Genomic DNA, 16,248 nt, shown 5'->3' with positions numbered 1-16,248 from the left:
ATATCTCAAAGGGCTATTCTTAATCGAATAGCCCTTTTTGTTTTTAATAGCACTCTCCCCTACTACCACAAAAAGCAAATTGCGCTGGAAGTAACACAAACTATTCGAAATCTATTATAGAATTGAAAATAAAAATCTCCTCATCAATTAAATAAACATTAATTTTTAAAAAAAAATCAAAAAAAACTAAACTTAGTTCGAAACAAACATTATATTTGAACATAATTTTATTTATTTCAATACAATGCATACAGGCGTAATTAAGTTCTTCAATGAAGACAAAGGATTTGGCTTTATCACAAATGAAGCTACTAAACAAGACATTTTTGTTCACATCACAGGTTTAAAAACTAAAAGCATTAACCAAGGTGACCGCGTTTCTTATACTGAAGAAAAAGGTAAAAAAGGTTTAATCGCTGTAGATGTAGAAGTGATAGGAAATTAATTTTTTACAATATAAATTTTCAATTACGAAGAAGCTATTCATTTCAAAAATGGATAGCTTTTTTTATTACTTAGCATTCTATTTATAATTAATCCAAATACATATTAAGCCATTAGAGTCAAACTAGGCAACACCTAGAGTACCAAAGCTTTGTAAAACGAGAACTCAAATGTATATTTGTATGTTGTATTAATATAAATACTTTAGATATGCAGGCAAGTCAACTTGATTTCATCCCAATCTTAATGCAAATAGCACTAGCTGCTGGGTTTGTATCCATGACAATTTGGGTTTCTAGTAAATTAGGTCCCAAAAAATCTTCTAAAATTAAAGACAGTACATGGGAGTGTGGATTAGAGTCACTAGGTAGTGCACGTATCCCATTCAATGTAAAATACTTCCTTGTAGCAATACTATTCGTATTATTTGATGTAGAGGTAATCTTCTTATACCCTTGGGCAGTTAACTTCCAAGAGTTCGGTTGGGACGGTTTAATGAAAATGGGAATTTTCTTATTCCTAATCATTATCGGATTACTATATGAATTCAAGAAAAAAGGACTAGAGTGGGATTAATAAAATAGATAGAGATGAGCGATAAAAAATATAATACAGTAGAAGCTCCGGAAGGATATGTAGGAGAAGGATTCTTTGCTACTAAATTAAGTTCAGTAGTTGGATTAGCACGTGCTAATTCAATGTGGCCTCTACCTTTCGCAACTTCTTGTTGTGGAATTGAATTCATGGCAACAATGGCAGCTACGTATGACGTAGCTCGTTTTGGTTCTGAGCGTATGAGTTTCTCTCCTAGACAAGCAGATATGCTAATGGTTATGGGAACTATTTCTAAAAAAATGGCTCCTATCTTAAGACAAGTATATGAACAGATGGCTGAACCTAAATGGGTTATTGCTGTTGGAGCTTGTGCTTGTTCTGGCGGGATTTTTGATACTTACTCTGTACTACAGGGAATAGATAAAGTAATCCCAGTAGACGTTTATGTACCAGGGTGCCCTCCTAGACCAGAACAAATTCTAGATGGTGTACTTAGACTACAAGAAATTGTAAAATCTGAATCTGTTAATCGCAGAGGTACGAAAGAATATGATGAATTATTAAATTCTTACAACATAAACAAATAGTATGGCATTAGATAATACTACATTACAAAAAAGGCTAATTGAAACATTTGGTATGTCAGTTAGTGAATTTCATGAACAACATGGAATGTTGTCTTTTGAAGTTGCAACTAATGCTTCGCACGATGTTCTTAAGTTTTTAAAAGAAGATAGTGAGATGAACTTTAACTTCCTTACAGATGTTTGTGGAGTTCATTATGCTGACTTACCTTCGGAACGTCAATTAGCGGTGGTATACCACATGCACAACTGGACAGATAATATTAGAGTTCGTTTTAAAACCTTCTTAGATATCAAAAACCCAGTTGTAGAGTCTGCTACAGATTTGTTTAAAAGTGCAAACTGGCAAGAAAGAGAAACATATGATTTTTATGGGATTATCTTTAAAAATCATCCTCAATTGAAGAGAATATTAAATATGGACCAGATGGAATCTTTCCCATTAAGAAAAGAGTTCCCAATGGAAGACGCAGGTAGAACAGACAAAGATGATAGATTCTTTGGTAGAACGGTTCATAATTCTTAATACTTAAAGGAACGAGACTATGTCAGATTTATTATTACCTCCTGAGCAACGATATGCTAAACTTATTGAAGAGAAATTTCAAGAAGACGGGACAGAATTACAGATATTAAACTTAGGACCTACGCACCCTGCTACACACGGTATCTTTCAGAATATCATCTTACTAGATGGAGAGAAAGTACTAGATGGAGAAGGTACAGTAGGATATATACATAGAGCATTTGAGAAAATAGCTGAGAACAGACCTTTTTATCAAATCAACGTATTAACAGATCGTCTAAACTATTGTTCTTCACCAATCAACAATACTGCTTGGTGGTTAACTGTAGAAAAGGCATTAGGTATTGAAATCCCTAAAAGAGTTCAATATTTAAGAGTTATCGTAATGGAATTGGCTCGTATAGCTGACCACATTATCTGTAGCTCAGTAATGGGGGTAGATACAGGAGCTCTTACAGGGTTCTTATATGTATTCCAGTACAGAGAAAAAATATACGAAATATTCGAAGAAATTAGTGGTGCACGTTTAACTACTAATATGGGAAGAATCGGAGGATTTGAGAGAGAGTGGTCTCCAAAGGTATTCCAACTAATCGAAGAATTCTTAAGAGAATTCCCTGCAATCTGGTCTGAATTCGAAGGGTTACTTACGCGTAACAGAATCTTTATGGACAGAACAATAGGTGTAGGTGGAATCTCTGCTGAAGAAGCTATTAACTTCGGATTCACAGGTCCAAACTTAAGAGCGGCAGGAGTTGACTATGACGTACGTATTGCTTCACCATATTGCTCTTACGAAGACTTTGACTTTGATATTCCAGTTGGTACAAGTGGTGACTGTTACGACAGATTCTGCGTTCGTAATGCTGAAGTATGGGAAAGTTTAAAAATCATCAGACAGGCATTAGACAAAATGCCAGAAGGTCCATACCATGCTGATGTTCCAGATTATTACCTTCCTCCAAAAGAAGATGTTTATACTAATATGGAAGCACTTATCTACCACTTTAAAATAATCATGGGAGAAGTACCTGTACCAGTTACAGAACTATACAATCCTGTAGAAGGTGGTAATGGAGAATTAGGTTTCTACTTAATCACTGATGGTAGTAGAACTCCTTATCGTTTACACTTTAGAAGACCATGTTTTATCATCTACCAAGCATATAATGACATCGTAAGAGGTGGTATGTTATCAGATGCAATTATTACACTGTCAAGTTTAAATATTATCGCAGGAGAATTAGACGCTTAAGATTATGGAAGTTAAAAAATACAAACAAAACATAAATATCACACCAGAGTTGCAACAACGCATTGATGAGTTGATTAGCCACTACCCTGCTGATAAAAGAAAATCAGCGCTATTACCAGTCTTACATGAGGTACAAGATGCTCATGACAACTGGTTAAGTGCAGAACTAATGGACAAAGTCGCTGAAATGCTAAACATAACTCCTATCGAAGTATACGAGGTAGTTACATTCTATACAATGTACAACCAAAAACCGGTAGGTAAGTATATGTTCGAATTCTGCTTAACATCTTGTTGTGGAATTAGAGGTGCTGATGATATGATGGAATACGCTTGTGAAAAGCTAGGCATAAAACCAGGAGAAACAACTCCTGATGGAATGTTCTCTATAGCAGGTGTTCAATGTTTAGGTGCTTGTGGATATGCTCCAATGATGCAATTAGGAGATTTCTATAAAGAACACTTGACAAAAGAAAAAATAGATCAAATCATAGAAGATTGTAAAGCTGGTAAAGTAATTCTTCACGACAAATAGTAATATGGCAACAAAAATATTATTAGATAAAATCAATATCCCAGGGATTAAGTCTTATGAAGTATACCGTGAAAATGGTGGTTATGCTTCTGTAGAGAAAGCTATAAAATCTATGACTCCTGATGAAATCACGGAAGAAGTAAAAGCTTCTGGTTTAAGAGGTCGTGGAGGTGCTGGATTCCCAGTAGGATTAAAATGGAGTTTCATCGATAAAAAGTCAGGCAAACCAAGACACTTAGTTTGTAATGCGGATGAATCTGAACCAGGTACTTTTAAAGACCGTTACTTAATGGAACATATTCCTCACTTATTAATAGAAGGAATGATTACATCAAGTTTCGCTTTAGGGGCTAACCTATCTTACATCTATATTCGTGGAGAATATATGTGGGTTTTTAAAATACTAGAAAGAGCTATAAAAGAAGCTTATGCTGCTGGATGGCTTGGTAAAAATATCTTAGGGTCAGACTATTCATTAGATCTACATGTACACTGCGGTGCAGGTGCATACATCTGTGGAGAAGAAACTGCTCTTATCGAATCACTAGAAGGTAAAAGAGGTAATCCTCGTATCAAACCACCATTCCCTGCTGTAAGTGGACTATGGGGTAATCCTACAGTGGTAAACAACGTAGAGTCTATCGCTAACGTTCCATGGATTGTAAACAACTCTGGAGAAGCGTATTCTAAATTAGGATTAGGTAGATCAGCTGGTACAAAACTTATTTCTGCTTCAGGGCACATCAAAAAACCTGGAGTATACGAAATCGAAATGGGTATTACTGTTCACGAATTTATTAACTCAGAAGAATACTGTGGTGGTATGATAGATGATCGTCCTATCAAGGCATTAGTTCCTGGGGGATCTTCAGTACCAATCTTACCAGCGCATTTAATCTATAAAACAGCTAATGGTGAAGATCGTCTAATGACGTATGAATCGTTATCTGATGGAGGTTTCGAAACAGGATCTATGTTGGGTTCTGGAGGATTCATCGTTTATAATGATACAGCTTGTATCGTTAGAAACACCTGGAACTTCGCTCGTTTCTATGCTCATGAAAGTTGTGGACAATGTTCTCCATGTCGTGAAGGTACAGGATGGCTTGAAAAAGTATTACACCGTATAGAGACAGGTAACGGAACTATGGATGACATCGATTTATTATGGAGCATCCAGAGCAATATTGAAGGAAACACTATTTGTCCTTTAGGAGATGCTGCTGCATGGCCAGTAGCTGCAGCCATAAGACATTTTAGAGAAGAGTTTGAATATCACGTTTTATATCCAGAGAAAGTTAAAGATAGAAATCACTATGTGAATGAGCCTTTCTCAACAGTAAAACACTTGATCAATAAATAATATACGCTGACTAAATATTCAGCTTAAACAAAGCACAGTTTATGAAAGTTACTATAGACGGACATGAAATAGAAGTAGAACCAGGGACATCCATTCTACAAGCAGCAAGAATGATAGGAGGCGAATCAGTACCTCCTGCAATGTGCTATTATTCAAAACTAGAAGGTACAGGAGGAAAATGTAGAGCATGTTTAGTAGAGGTATCTAAAGGTAGTGAAGCAGATCCACGTCCTATGCCTAAGTTAATGGCTTCTTGTAAAACAGGAGTTATGGATGGTATGGAAGTAAAAAGTATCTCTTCTCCAAGAGTACTAGAAGCACGTAAAGCAGTTACTGAATTCTTATTAATCAACCACCCTCTAGACTGTCCTGTATGTGACCAAGCAGGTGAGTGTGATTTACAAAACCTAGCTTTCGACCATGGTAAAGGTCAGAAACGCTTCAAAGAAGAAAAAAGAACATTCGCTCCTGAAAATATAGGAGACAATATTCAACTTCACATGAATCGTTGTATCCTTTGCTATAGATGTGTAAAGACAGCAGAACAACTAACAGACGCAAGAGTACACGGTGTATGTGGACGTGGTGATCACGCACAAATATCAACTTATATATCAGCTGCAATTGATAATGAGTTCTCTGGAAATATGATAGATGTATGCCCTGTAGGAGCATTAACAGATAAAACATTCCGCTTTAAATCACGTGTTTGGTTTAACAAACCTTATAACGCACATAGAGATTGTCCTACATGTTCTGGTAAAGTAACAGTATGGATGTTCGGAGAAGAAATCCAAAGAGTAACAGCTCGTAAAGATGAATTCCACGAAGTAGAAGAGTTTATCTGTAACAGTTGTCGTTTTGACCACAAAGACACAAAAGACTGGGTTATTGAAGGGCCACGTAAGTTTGAGAAATTCTCTGTTATCAATCAAAACAACTACACTAAGAAATTAGATAAAGTAGTAATGAAAACAGAAAAACATATCTTAGAAGGACGTGACCAAGACCGCGTTAAAATTAGTATGAAGGAAATTCCTTTTACAGATAATGAATCTAAAGAATAAATCGGCATAAGTATGGATAAAACTATTATTATAGATAAGGCAGTTATCATTGTAGTTGTGTTTGCAGTTACGATGCTTATGGCGATGTATGCCACGTTAGCAGAACGTAAAATTGCTGCCTGGATACAAGACCGTCTAGGTCCTAACCGTGCTGGTAAAGGAGGTTTATTACAACCACTAGCAGATGGTTTAAAACTATTCGCTAAAGAAGAGACACAACCAAATACACCAAATAAGTTCTTATTTAAGTTTGGACCTTTCCTGGCGATGACATTAGCATTAATGACTAGTGCTGTTATTCCTTGGGGAGATAAGTTTCATTTATTTGGAAGAGATATTATATTACAAGCTGCTGACTTAAATGTTGGCTTACTATATATCATCGCAGTACTTTCTGTAGGAGTATACGGTATCATGATTGGAGCTTGGGCATCAAATAATAAATACTCTTTAATGAGTGGTATTCGTGCTGCTTCTCAAATGATTTCGTATGAAATCGCAATGGGACTTTCACTAATATCATTACTATTAATGACTCAGTCATTAAGCATGCGAGAAATAGCATTACAACAACAAGGAATGAACTGGAACGTATTCTACCAACCAGTTGGTTTTTTAATATTCTTGATTTGTTCATTTGCTGAAACTAATCGTGCACCTTTTGACTTAGCAGAATGTGAGCAAGAACTAATTGGAGGATTCCACACAGAATATTCTTCTATGAAGATGGGATTCTTCCTTTTCGCTGAATATGCAAACTTATTTATCTCATCAGCTATCATCTCTGTACTATACTTCGGAGCGTATAACTATCCAGGTATGTCATGGGCTGTAGAAAACTGGGGAGTGAATATTGCAAACGTAATAGGTATTTTCGCTCTATTCGTTAAAATATGTTTCTTCATATTTGTTTATATGTGGGTACGTTGGACTTTACCACGTTTCCGTTATGACCAATTGATGAACTTAGGATGGAAATCATTAATTCCATTAGCATTGTTGAATTTAGTGATTACAGCTATTGTAATCTTACTAGTAAAAAGTTAAGCATGTCGACAAATACTTATTCATTATCAGGAAGAAAAAAGGAGGTTTCTAATAAGAAGCTGACTTGGACAGAGAAGATCTACTTAGTAGCTATCTTCAAAGGAATGATGGTTACCTTAAAACACATGTTTAAGAAAAAAGTGACTATCGCTTATCCAGAACAACAACGACCTTTCAGTGATGTATATCGCGGAAGACATATGCTAATGCGTGATGACGAAGGTAGAGAGCGTTGTACAGCTTGTGGTTTATGTGCATTATCATGTCCTGCAGAAGCGATCTCAATGAAAGCGGCAGAACGCAAACCTGAAGAAGCACATCTTTATCGCGAGGAAAAATACGCTGAGATATACGAGATCAATATGCTTCGTTGTATATTTTGTGGTTTATGTGAAGAGGCTTGTCCAAAACAAGCAATTTACTTGACTACATCTAAACAAATTGCTAAAGCAGATGTTACTCGTGAGAACTTCATCTTTGGAAAAGACAAATTAGTTATGCCACTAGATGTAGCAATTGAAAATACTAAACAACAGAATCAAGCTTAATCATGGTAGAAATATTATTTTATATTCTTTCGACTATAACACTCGGAAGTGCAGTACTTACCCTATTGAGCAAAAACCCTATCCATAGTGCTCTGTGGTTAGTGGTTAGTTTCTTTTCAATAGCTGGTCACTACATTCTATTAAACTCTCAGTTCTTAGGAATGGTACATATTATGGTTTACTCTGGTGCTATCATGATTTTAATGCTATTTACAATCATGTTAATGAACTTAAATATAAGCCATGAAGTCTCTAAACCTTTTATCACTAAAGTTGTTGCTACAATAGCTTTCTGTTTAGTAGGTTTATTATTGCTTTCTATTACTATGCGTGGAGCTCAAACTTATGAATTGCAATACGCAACTCATGGACAAGACTTCCAATCAGTACAAGTACTAGGTAAAGTATTATTAAATGAATACGTAATGCCTTTCGAAATGGTAGCTGTTCTATTATTATTATCTATGATAGGTGCAGTACTAATCTCTAAAAAGGACAAAACCGATAAAGAAGCATAATTATGGAGAATGTAATTGAAATAATTGGTATAGACAGATACATTTACTTATCGATCATATTATTCTGCATCGGAGTATTTGGTATTCTATATAGACGTAACGCAATTGTAATGTTTATGTGTATCGAGATTATGTTGAACTCTGCTAATATGCTATTAGTAGCGTTTTCTACATATCATCAAGATGCACAAGGACAGGTATTCGTATTCTTTACTATGGCGGTAGCAGCAGCAGAGGTTGCGGTAGGACTAGCGATATTAGTAACGATATACAGAAATATTGGATCAATTGATATTGATAAATTAAAAAACTTAAAAGGATAATTCCGCATGGATACGAACGTAATTTTACTTTTATTACTGGCTCCTTTATTAGGGTCACTAGTTAATATTTTCTTCGGAAAGAAATTAGGTAATAGTGCTGGAATGATTGCTACCCTTGCAGTTTTAATTTCATTCATTATTACAGTAATAGCATTTGTACAAGTAAACGGTACAGGTGAACCAATACAAGTTGACTTATTTAATTGGATGTCAACAACGAGATTTGATATCTCTTTCGGATTCTTATTAGATCAACTTTCATTGTTATGGTTATTATTTGTTACAGGTATTGGTACACTGATACACTGGTACTCTACTAGCTATATGAAAGGTGATGAGAACTATGGAAAGTTCTTTGCTTACCTTAACTTATTTATCTTCTTCATGATTTTATTAGTTACAGGTAGCAACTTACTAATCACATTTATTGGTTGGGAAGGTGTAGGACTTTGTTCATACTTACTTATCGGATTCTGGCATAAGAACCAATCATATAACGACGCAGCTAAGAAAGCATTTATCATGAACCGTATAGGAGATTTAGGTTTCCTAGTAGGGGTATTCATTTTAGCATTCTTATTCCAGTCGTTAGATTATATGACAATTAAAGAAGCTATTCTAAGCGGAACTAACCACCAAGTAAATACTTGGATTGGATATGCTGCTTTAGCTCTTTTCATTGGAGCAGTTGGTAAGAGTGCACAGATACCTTTGTACACTTGGTTACCAGATGCGATGGCAGGACCAACTCCTGTATCAGCATTAATCCACGCTGCTACGATGGTAACTGCAGGTATATTCTTAATCACTAGATTAAACTTTGTATTTGATCTTGTACCTCATATTCAAAACATAATCGCTATCGTTGGAGCATTTACTGCTTTATTCGCAGCAACTATTGGTCTTGTACAAAACGATATCAAAAAAGTACTTGCTTACTCTACAGTATCTCAGTTAGGATTAATGTTTATGGCTATTGGTTTTGGAGCTTATGAGATTGCTGTATTCCACGTAATCACACACGCTTTCTTTAAAGCTTGTTTATTCCTTGGATCAGGATCAGTTATACACGCTATGGGCGGAGAACAAGATATGCGTAAAATGGGTGGTCTACAACCATTCATGAAAGTGACTTACTTAACGTTCTTAATCGCTACATTGGCTATCTCAGGATTCCCATTCTTCTCAGGTTTCTTCTCTAAAGATGAGATCTTATTAACAGCGTTTAAACACAATACTGTATTATACATTATTGGTTCATTAGCGTCTATTATGACAGCTTTCTATATGTTCCGTCTATTCTTCTTGACATTCAAAAAGAACTTTAGAGGAACTCAAGAACAAAAGAACCACTTACACGAAAGCCCTGCTGCTATGACTACACCATTAGTAGTATTAGCTGTACTTTCTATTGTTGGTGGACTTATCAGCTTACCTGGTAATGGAAACTCTTGGTTAAACGAATATCTTAAACCTGTTATCGTAAATACAGTGACTAAACACAGTCATGAACTAGGTACCTTAGAATATGTTTTAATGGGGGTTGCTACTATTGGTTTCTTAATCGGACTAGGTCTTGCTTACTCTAAGTACATTAGTAAAAATGAAGTACCTCAAGAAGACGAACAAATCGTTGGTTTCCATAAAGTACTTTACAACAAATACTACATTGATGAAATCTATCAAAAAGTAATTGTAAACCCTATCTACACACTAGCTACATTCTTAAGAGATGTAGTAGAAGTAGCTTTATCAGGAACTATATTTGGTTTAGGAAAGATAGCAGACGGATTATCTCTACAAGGTAAAAAAGCTCAAAACGGTAATATCGGATTGTACTTATTTGCTTTTGTATTCGGAATCTGTTTGATTTTATATTATTTATTCATTGCAAGATAACTTAGAGAGATGAACGTAACTATATTATTATTAACGTTATTAGTCGGAGCTATAGCGACCTACTTAGTAGGTAAACAATCAGCTGCTAAAGTAGCCTTGTTATTCGGACTAGTTGCTTTTGTAGAAACTTTAGTTCTAATCTGTTCACATAATTCTGGGGTTGACACAGGATATGTAACGCAATGGATGACTAACCCTAATATTCATTTAGCCTTTAAAGCAGATGGTTTAGGATTAGCTTTAGTTTTATTAACGACAGCATTAACTCCTGTGATTATATTATCATCATTAGGAGATCACATAGAGAAATCTAATGCATTCTATGCATTAGTAATGTTTATGTCATTCGCTATGACAGGAACATTCTTAGCATCTGATGGATTCTTGTATTACATCTTCTGGGAGTTATCATTACTACCTATTTACTTCATTGCTTTATTATGGGGTAATGACAGTTTCGAAGCACGTAAGAAAGCAATCTTTAAGTTCTTTATTTACACATTTGCAGGTTCATTATTCATGTTAGTTGGATTTATCTATCTATACCAACGTGCTGGTAGCTTTATGCTAATCGACCTGTATAATGCTAAACTATCAGCTACAGAACAGTACTGGATCTTCTTAGCATTCTTCATTGCTTATGCGATTAAGATTCCTGTATTCCCATTCCACACATGGCAGGCTTCTACTTATGAGAAAGCTCCTACAGTAGGAACAATGTTATTAGCTGGTATCATGCTTAAGATGGGGTTATACTCTATCATCCGTTGGCAATTACCAATCTCTCCAATAGCAGCAAAAGAAGTAATGCCTACTATCTTAGTACTTTGTATCATTGGTGTAGTATATGGTTCTATCGTAGCATTAAAACAGTCGAATATCAAAAGATTCTTTGCATATTCTTCATTAGCTCACGTAGGTCTTATTGCAGCAGGAGCATATTCATTGACATTAGACGGATTAAGAGGAGCTGTTTTACAAATGATAGCACACGGATTCGTTATCGTAGGTTTATTCTACGTAGCAGAGATTATTTACAAACGTTACCAGACTAGAATGATTGGTGAAATGGGAGGTATTAGACAACAAGCTCCTAAATTCGCTTCATTATTCATGATCTTAATGTTTGCTTCAATAGGATTACCAGGAACATTCAGTTTCATCGGAGAATTCAACCTGCTTTTAGGATTATCACAAGTGAATATATGGTATGCCATCATTGGGGGTACCTCTATTATCTTAGGTGCATTCTATATGCTTAGAATGTTCCAAAAGTCGATGTTAGGAGAAACTAATACTAAAGTATTCGCTGATGTAAATACTAAAGAAGTAGTGATCTTAGGCGTATTAGCAGTAGCTGTTATATTCTTCGGAATATTCCCACAGCCATTATCTGACTTGATCACACCTAGTTTGGTTGAAATAATGTCTTATATTAAGTAATAAATAGTAAGGAGTCAGTACATAACTGATGAATTTAATTCCAAAATAAAACAAATGAATACATTAATAGCAATTGGAGTATTAGCGGTTTTAGTACTTGTACTAGAAATCATCAATTTGCGCAAAGTAGTCATTCCTGCGACACTTTTAGGATTACTAGGTATCTTGGGATATACTGTATGCAATATTGATGTGGTGCAAGCATATTATAACAATATGTTTGTGAGCACTAAATTTTCTACCGCATTTTCATCTTTATTTATAGCCTTAACTATTTTCTTAGTAGCATTAAGTAAAGATTTTTATAAAACAGAATTCTCAAAGATATCAGACTATATCTCATTAAAACTTTTCCTTTTAATGGGAGCGATATGTATGGTAAGCTTTGGTAATATGGCTATGTTCTTCCTAGGACTTGAGATCCTTTCTATCACATTATACATCTTATGTGGTACAGATCGCAAGAACATTAAGAGTAACGAAGCTGCGATGAAGTATTTCCTTTTAGGATCATTCGCTTCAGGAGTAGTATTATTCGGTATTGCTTTAATCTATGGAGCTACAGGGTCTTTTGACGTAGTTAAAATAAAAGAAGTAGCACTAGCAGGATCATTACCGATATGGTATGCACTAGGAACTACGATGATTATCATAGGTATGTTATTTAAGATAGCAGCTGTTCCATTCCACTTCTGGGCACCAGACGTGTACCAAGGAGCACCAAGTCTTACGACAGCATTGATGAGTACATTAGTTAAAGTAGCTGCTGTAGCTACGCTATACAGACTAAGCATGTACTTATTAGTAGATATGCCAAGTCAATATATCAACGTAATCGTAGTAATCGCTATTCTAACGATGACGGTAGGTAATATCATGGCTATCCGTCAAGATAATATGAAGCGTCTATTAGCATACTCTGGTATATCACATGCTGGATTTATGATGATGGCACTTACAGCATTAGGTACAGCATCAGCTAACCTATTCTACTATGCATCAGCGTATGCTGTAGCAGGTATAGCAGCATTCACAGTATTAATCATCGTGACAAAGAATAAAGAAAACGAACAAATATCTAACTTCAATGGGTTAGCGAAGAAGAATCCTCTTCTTGCTATTATCCTTTCTGTAGCGTTATTATCTATGGGAGGTATACCTATTTTTGCAGGATTCTTTGGTAAGTTCTTCTTATTCTCACAGGCGATAAGTAATGGATTTATAGCATTAGTTATCTTCGGGGTGATTAACTCATTTATCAGTATCTATTACTATCTAAAAGTAATCATTGGTATGTACGCTTCTACAGAAGAAGATACAGAGCACATCCAAGTACCGTTAACTTATAAGATCGTTGGGGTTACAGCCATCGTTATTAACATCGTTATCGGTCTATGTCCATCGATACTTTTAAACCTATTCAATTAGAACAAAATAAATAACAACTCGATAGATTACCCTAAAGGTGGCGTTTTATTAATAAAACGCCACCTTTTTTTATAACCCACATCACAATCAGTGTGATACAACCGAAAACCTCTAAAATATAAGTGATCATTATTTTGTTTAATTTTCATTTAAAAGACATTTAATTTTAAAAAGCACATCTTTTTAAGACATTTCTATCTAATTCCGTATAACTTCAAAAAACTAAAAAAACTCGCATTTTATCACGTTTATTTTATTCTAAATCAGCACTTGTGACAATTATCTAGACTTAATAAAACTTATCACTAGCAATATCTAATTATAAGCATTAAAACAGTTAAAAAGCACAAAAAAAACAAATGCTAAATCCTTCATAAAACAAACATAAATACAAATAAACACATTGAAATACAACAATTTAACTCCTTTAGTTTAATAATTTCGTTTCCTAAGTATTCTTTATCTTTAGTGCTTAATTGTAATTACTTTTTATATGAAGAAGTTGAAAGTAAATGCGATAATACACACTCAATATCAAAACCTTAAAAAAGAACTAACGGAAATCATTGAAGCCTATGACGAAATAGATACTTATATCGCTAAAGGAACTAGAAATAGTATCAAGCTTGTAGAGCTATCTACTGGTCAGAAGGTTGCTATTAAATCCTTTAAGAAACCTAATCTTATCAATAGATATGTATACCGAAATATACGTAAGTCTAAAGGTCTGAGATCATTTGAAAACGCTGAAAGATTACACAATCTAGGAATCAATGCTCCACATTCGATTGCTTATTTTGAATACGTCTCTAAAGGCGCATTAAGAAACTCATACTACATATCAGAATTTATTGATACAGATATCACTTATAGGGATCTAGCACAAAACCAAGATTGTCCTAACAGGGAGAGAGTCCTTGAGGAGTTCGTTGAATTCTCTTTTAAATTACACGAGAATGGTATTAATTTCTTAGACCATTCACCAGGTAACACTTTGATAAAAGTAAGAGAAGATGGTTCGCATGAATTTTATCTAGTAGATATCAACAGAATGAAGTTTGATCAAGAAATGAGTTTCTCACATCGAATGAAAAACTTGTCACACTTGACTACAAACATTCAAGATATCGAGAAGATGGCTACCCATTATGCTGAGCTTATTGGTAAGAGCTCACGTGATGTGTTTATAAAACTTTGGTTAGAGACTATCAAGTTTCAATACAGGTTTTATAAAAAGAAATCCATAAAGAATAAAGTAAAAAAAATGTATTATCAATAGCGTTTAAAACACCTCAGTATCATCTAGAGGTGTTTTTTTATATCCCTTCTGCAGTTATTTGGCTCATAATGCCTCCTTATGCCCTTATTGATCTCCTTTGCTCTTTTTGCCTAAGATTGCACCATCTAAAAACACTTAAACAACTACTTATCAAATCATTAAAACAAACACAATCCAAATCCTTCGGAAGCCATTCGGTAACTATCAGTATTTACTTGGGATAAGCACCCTTTTACCAAACCGTACTAAATCTCTACCCGAACCATCTACTAACTAGAACCTCATCACTTAAAACTTCTAAAACCAACATTTCTTACCTAAACTAAAAAACCTTATCAATACGCATATACCAAATAGAATATAACTAACGTTATTTATCTTCAACAAAGATTTTTGTACCTTAGTAAAGTCTAATTATATATAAGATTTATCCTTTATGTCAGATAATGCAAAAGCACCTATAGTAGTTTGTTTTGGTGAAATACTTTGGGACATCTTCCCAACGTATAAGAAGATCGGCGGAGCGCCCTTAAATGTAGCTTATCACCTACATAAGATGGGAATAGACTCACACATTATTACCAAATTAGGTACAGATGACGCAGGTCAAAAGATTATTTCTAGACTAAAAGAAGTAGGTGCATGCACATCCTACATACAGACAGATACTACCAAAAAGACAGGTACAGTATTCGCTACATTCGATGATCACAATGAAGCGAGTTATGAATTTTTAAAGAATAGCGCTTGGGACTTTATCGACTTTAAGCAAGAAGATTTTGACCTAGTAGCTAAGTCAGATGCCTTTGTATTCGGTACCTTAGCGAGTAGAACTCCTCATACTAGAGAAACATTACATAAACTGCTAGATGTAGCGAAGTATAAAGTCTATGATGTCAATCTTAGACCTCCTCATTATGAATTAGAGTTCGTAGTAGAACTCATGCATAAAGCAGATCTACTAAAGATGAATAAGTTCGAACTAAAAGAGATTCTTGAGTATCTAGAAGAACCCTATACATCAGAAGAAGATGCTATTAAGTTTGTTCAAAAACACTTTGACTGTGATGAGATTATCATCTCTAAAGGAGATAAGGGAGGACTTTATTTAAATAAAGAGATGCTTTATAGCTATCCTGCAGTTGATATCGTGATCAGAGATACGGTAGGTAGTGGAGACTCTTACCTTGCAGGTTTCTTAGCAGCTAAGTTGAACGGACATGATCCTATTCAGATTATTAAAACAGCAGCATCACTAGGTGCTTTTGTTACATCACATACAGGTGCTAATCCGGAGTACGAAAGAGAAGATTTTGACATTTTCTACTATGAAACGATCTTTAAAGATGAATTAATTACGAGTAAAAACATCTTAGAAGAGCCGAAAACACCTGAAAAATAAGAGAAAAACAGCTTTTTTGAAAAAAAAACACT

At 34.9% G+C, this 16,248-nt stretch carries 17 protein-coding genes; all 17 read left to right on the top strand.

Going from position 1 to position 16,248, the window contains the following annotated elements; genetic code table 11:
- Positions 1-244: 244 nt before the first annotated feature.
- The 17 genes from BK054_RS06480 to BK054_RS06400 all read left to right on the top strand — a co-directional run bounded on the left by BK054_RS06480 (position 245) and on the right by BK054_RS06400 (position 16,216).
- Entirely contained in the window at positions 245-445 is a 201-nt protein-coding gene (locus BK054_RS06480) for a cold-shock protein (RefSeq protein ID WP_006257689.1), read from the top strand.
- Positions 446-654: 209 nt separating this feature from the next.
- Positions 655-1,020: an NADH-quinone oxidoreductase subunit A gene (locus BK054_RS06475; protein WP_006257690.1), complete on the top strand. Its 366-nt coding sequence runs from the start codon at positions 655-657 to the stop codon at positions 1,018-1,020.
- Between the two features lie 14 nt (positions 1,021-1,034).
- Complete coding sequence (locus tag BK054_RS06470) at positions 1,035-1,586, top strand: NADH-quinone oxidoreductase subunit B (protein WP_006257691.1); 552 nt, start codon at positions 1,035-1,037, stop codon at positions 1,584-1,586.
- A 1-nt stretch (position 1,587) separates the two neighbouring features.
- Positions 1,588-2,109, top strand: a complete 522-nt coding sequence (locus tag BK054_RS06465) for an NADH-quinone oxidoreductase subunit C (protein ID WP_006262590.1) — start codon at positions 1,588-1,590, stop codon at positions 2,107-2,109.
- 19 nt (positions 2,110-2,128) lie between these two features.
- The gene (locus tag BK054_RS06460) at positions 2,129-3,364 is read left to right on the top strand and encodes an NADH-quinone oxidoreductase subunit D (protein WP_006257693.1); all 1,236 of its coding nucleotides are present in this window, start codon (positions 2,129-2,131) and stop codon (positions 3,362-3,364) included.
- A 4-nt stretch (positions 3,365-3,368) separates the two neighbouring features.
- On the top strand, positions 3,369-3,899 hold the full coding sequence (nuoE, locus tag BK054_RS06455; RefSeq protein ID WP_006257694.1) for a complex I 24 kDa subunit family protein: 531 nt from the start codon (positions 3,369-3,371) through the stop codon (positions 3,897-3,899).
- Positions 3,900-3,903: 4 nt separating this feature from the next.
- Positions 3,904-5,262 (top strand): NADH-quinone oxidoreductase subunit NuoF, encoded by a 1,359-nt coding sequence (gene nuoF, locus BK054_RS06450; RefSeq protein ID WP_071307107.1) that lies wholly within the window; start codon positions 3,904-3,906, stop codon positions 5,260-5,262.
- Between the two features lie 41 nt (positions 5,263-5,303).
- The gene (locus BK054_RS06445) at positions 5,304-6,329 is read left to right on the top strand and encodes a 2Fe-2S iron-sulfur cluster-binding protein (protein WP_006257696.1); all 1,026 of its coding nucleotides are present in this window, start codon (positions 5,304-5,306) and stop codon (positions 6,327-6,329) included.
- 12 nt (positions 6,330-6,341) lie between these two features.
- The gene (gene nuoH, locus BK054_RS06440; RefSeq protein ID WP_006262589.1) at positions 6,342-7,376 is read left to right on the top strand and encodes an NADH-quinone oxidoreductase subunit NuoH; all 1,035 of its coding nucleotides are present in this window, start codon (positions 6,342-6,344) and stop codon (positions 7,374-7,376) included.
- Between the two features lie 2 nt (positions 7,377-7,378).
- Positions 7,379-7,924, top strand: a complete 546-nt coding sequence (locus BK054_RS06435; RefSeq protein ID WP_006257699.1) for a NuoI/complex I 23 kDa subunit family protein — start codon at positions 7,379-7,381, stop codon at positions 7,922-7,924.
- Between the two features lie 2 nt (positions 7,925-7,926).
- Positions 7,927-8,442: an NADH-quinone oxidoreductase subunit J gene (locus BK054_RS06430; RefSeq protein ID WP_006257700.1), complete on the top strand. Its 516-nt coding sequence runs from the start codon at positions 7,927-7,929 to the stop codon at positions 8,440-8,442.
- A gap of 2 nt (positions 8,443-8,444) precedes the next feature.
- Positions 8,445-8,765, top strand: coding sequence for an NADH-quinone oxidoreductase subunit NuoK (gene nuoK / locus BK054_RS06425; RefSeq protein ID WP_006257701.1), 321 nt, complete (start codon positions 8,445-8,447; stop codon positions 8,763-8,765).
- A 6-nt stretch (positions 8,766-8,771) separates the two neighbouring features.
- A complete protein-coding gene (gene nuoL / locus BK054_RS06420) occupies positions 8,772-10,664 on the top strand; it encodes an NADH-quinone oxidoreductase subunit L (RefSeq protein ID WP_016650020.1) in 1,893 nt (630 codons plus the stop codon).
- A 9-nt stretch (positions 10,665-10,673) separates the two neighbouring features.
- A complete protein-coding gene (locus BK054_RS06415; RefSeq protein WP_016650019.1) occupies positions 10,674-12,107 on the top strand; it encodes a NuoM family protein in 1,434 nt (477 codons plus the stop codon).
- A 54-nt stretch (positions 12,108-12,161) separates the two neighbouring features.
- Positions 12,162-13,535, top strand: a complete 1,374-nt coding sequence (locus tag BK054_RS06410) for an NADH-quinone oxidoreductase subunit N (protein WP_006266141.1) — start codon at positions 12,162-12,164, stop codon at positions 13,533-13,535.
- 493 nt (positions 13,536-14,028) lie between these two features.
- Complete coding sequence (locus BK054_RS06405) at positions 14,029-14,814, top strand: lipopolysaccharide kinase InaA family protein (protein WP_006262586.1); 786 nt, start codon at positions 14,029-14,031, stop codon at positions 14,812-14,814.
- A 436-nt stretch (positions 14,815-15,250) separates the two neighbouring features.
- Positions 15,251-16,216 (top strand): carbohydrate kinase family protein, encoded by a 966-nt coding sequence (locus BK054_RS06400; protein WP_006262585.1) that lies wholly within the window; start codon positions 15,251-15,253, stop codon positions 16,214-16,216.
- The last annotated feature ends 32 nt before the right edge of the window (positions 16,217-16,248 follow it).

This window comes from Myroides sp. ZB35 (assembly GCF_001865835.1).
Classification (GTDB): Bacteria; Bacteroidota; Bacteroidia; order Flavobacteriales; family Flavobacteriaceae; genus Flavobacterium; species Flavobacterium odoratimimum.
This window is presented reverse-complemented; position numbering and strand designations above follow the sequence as displayed.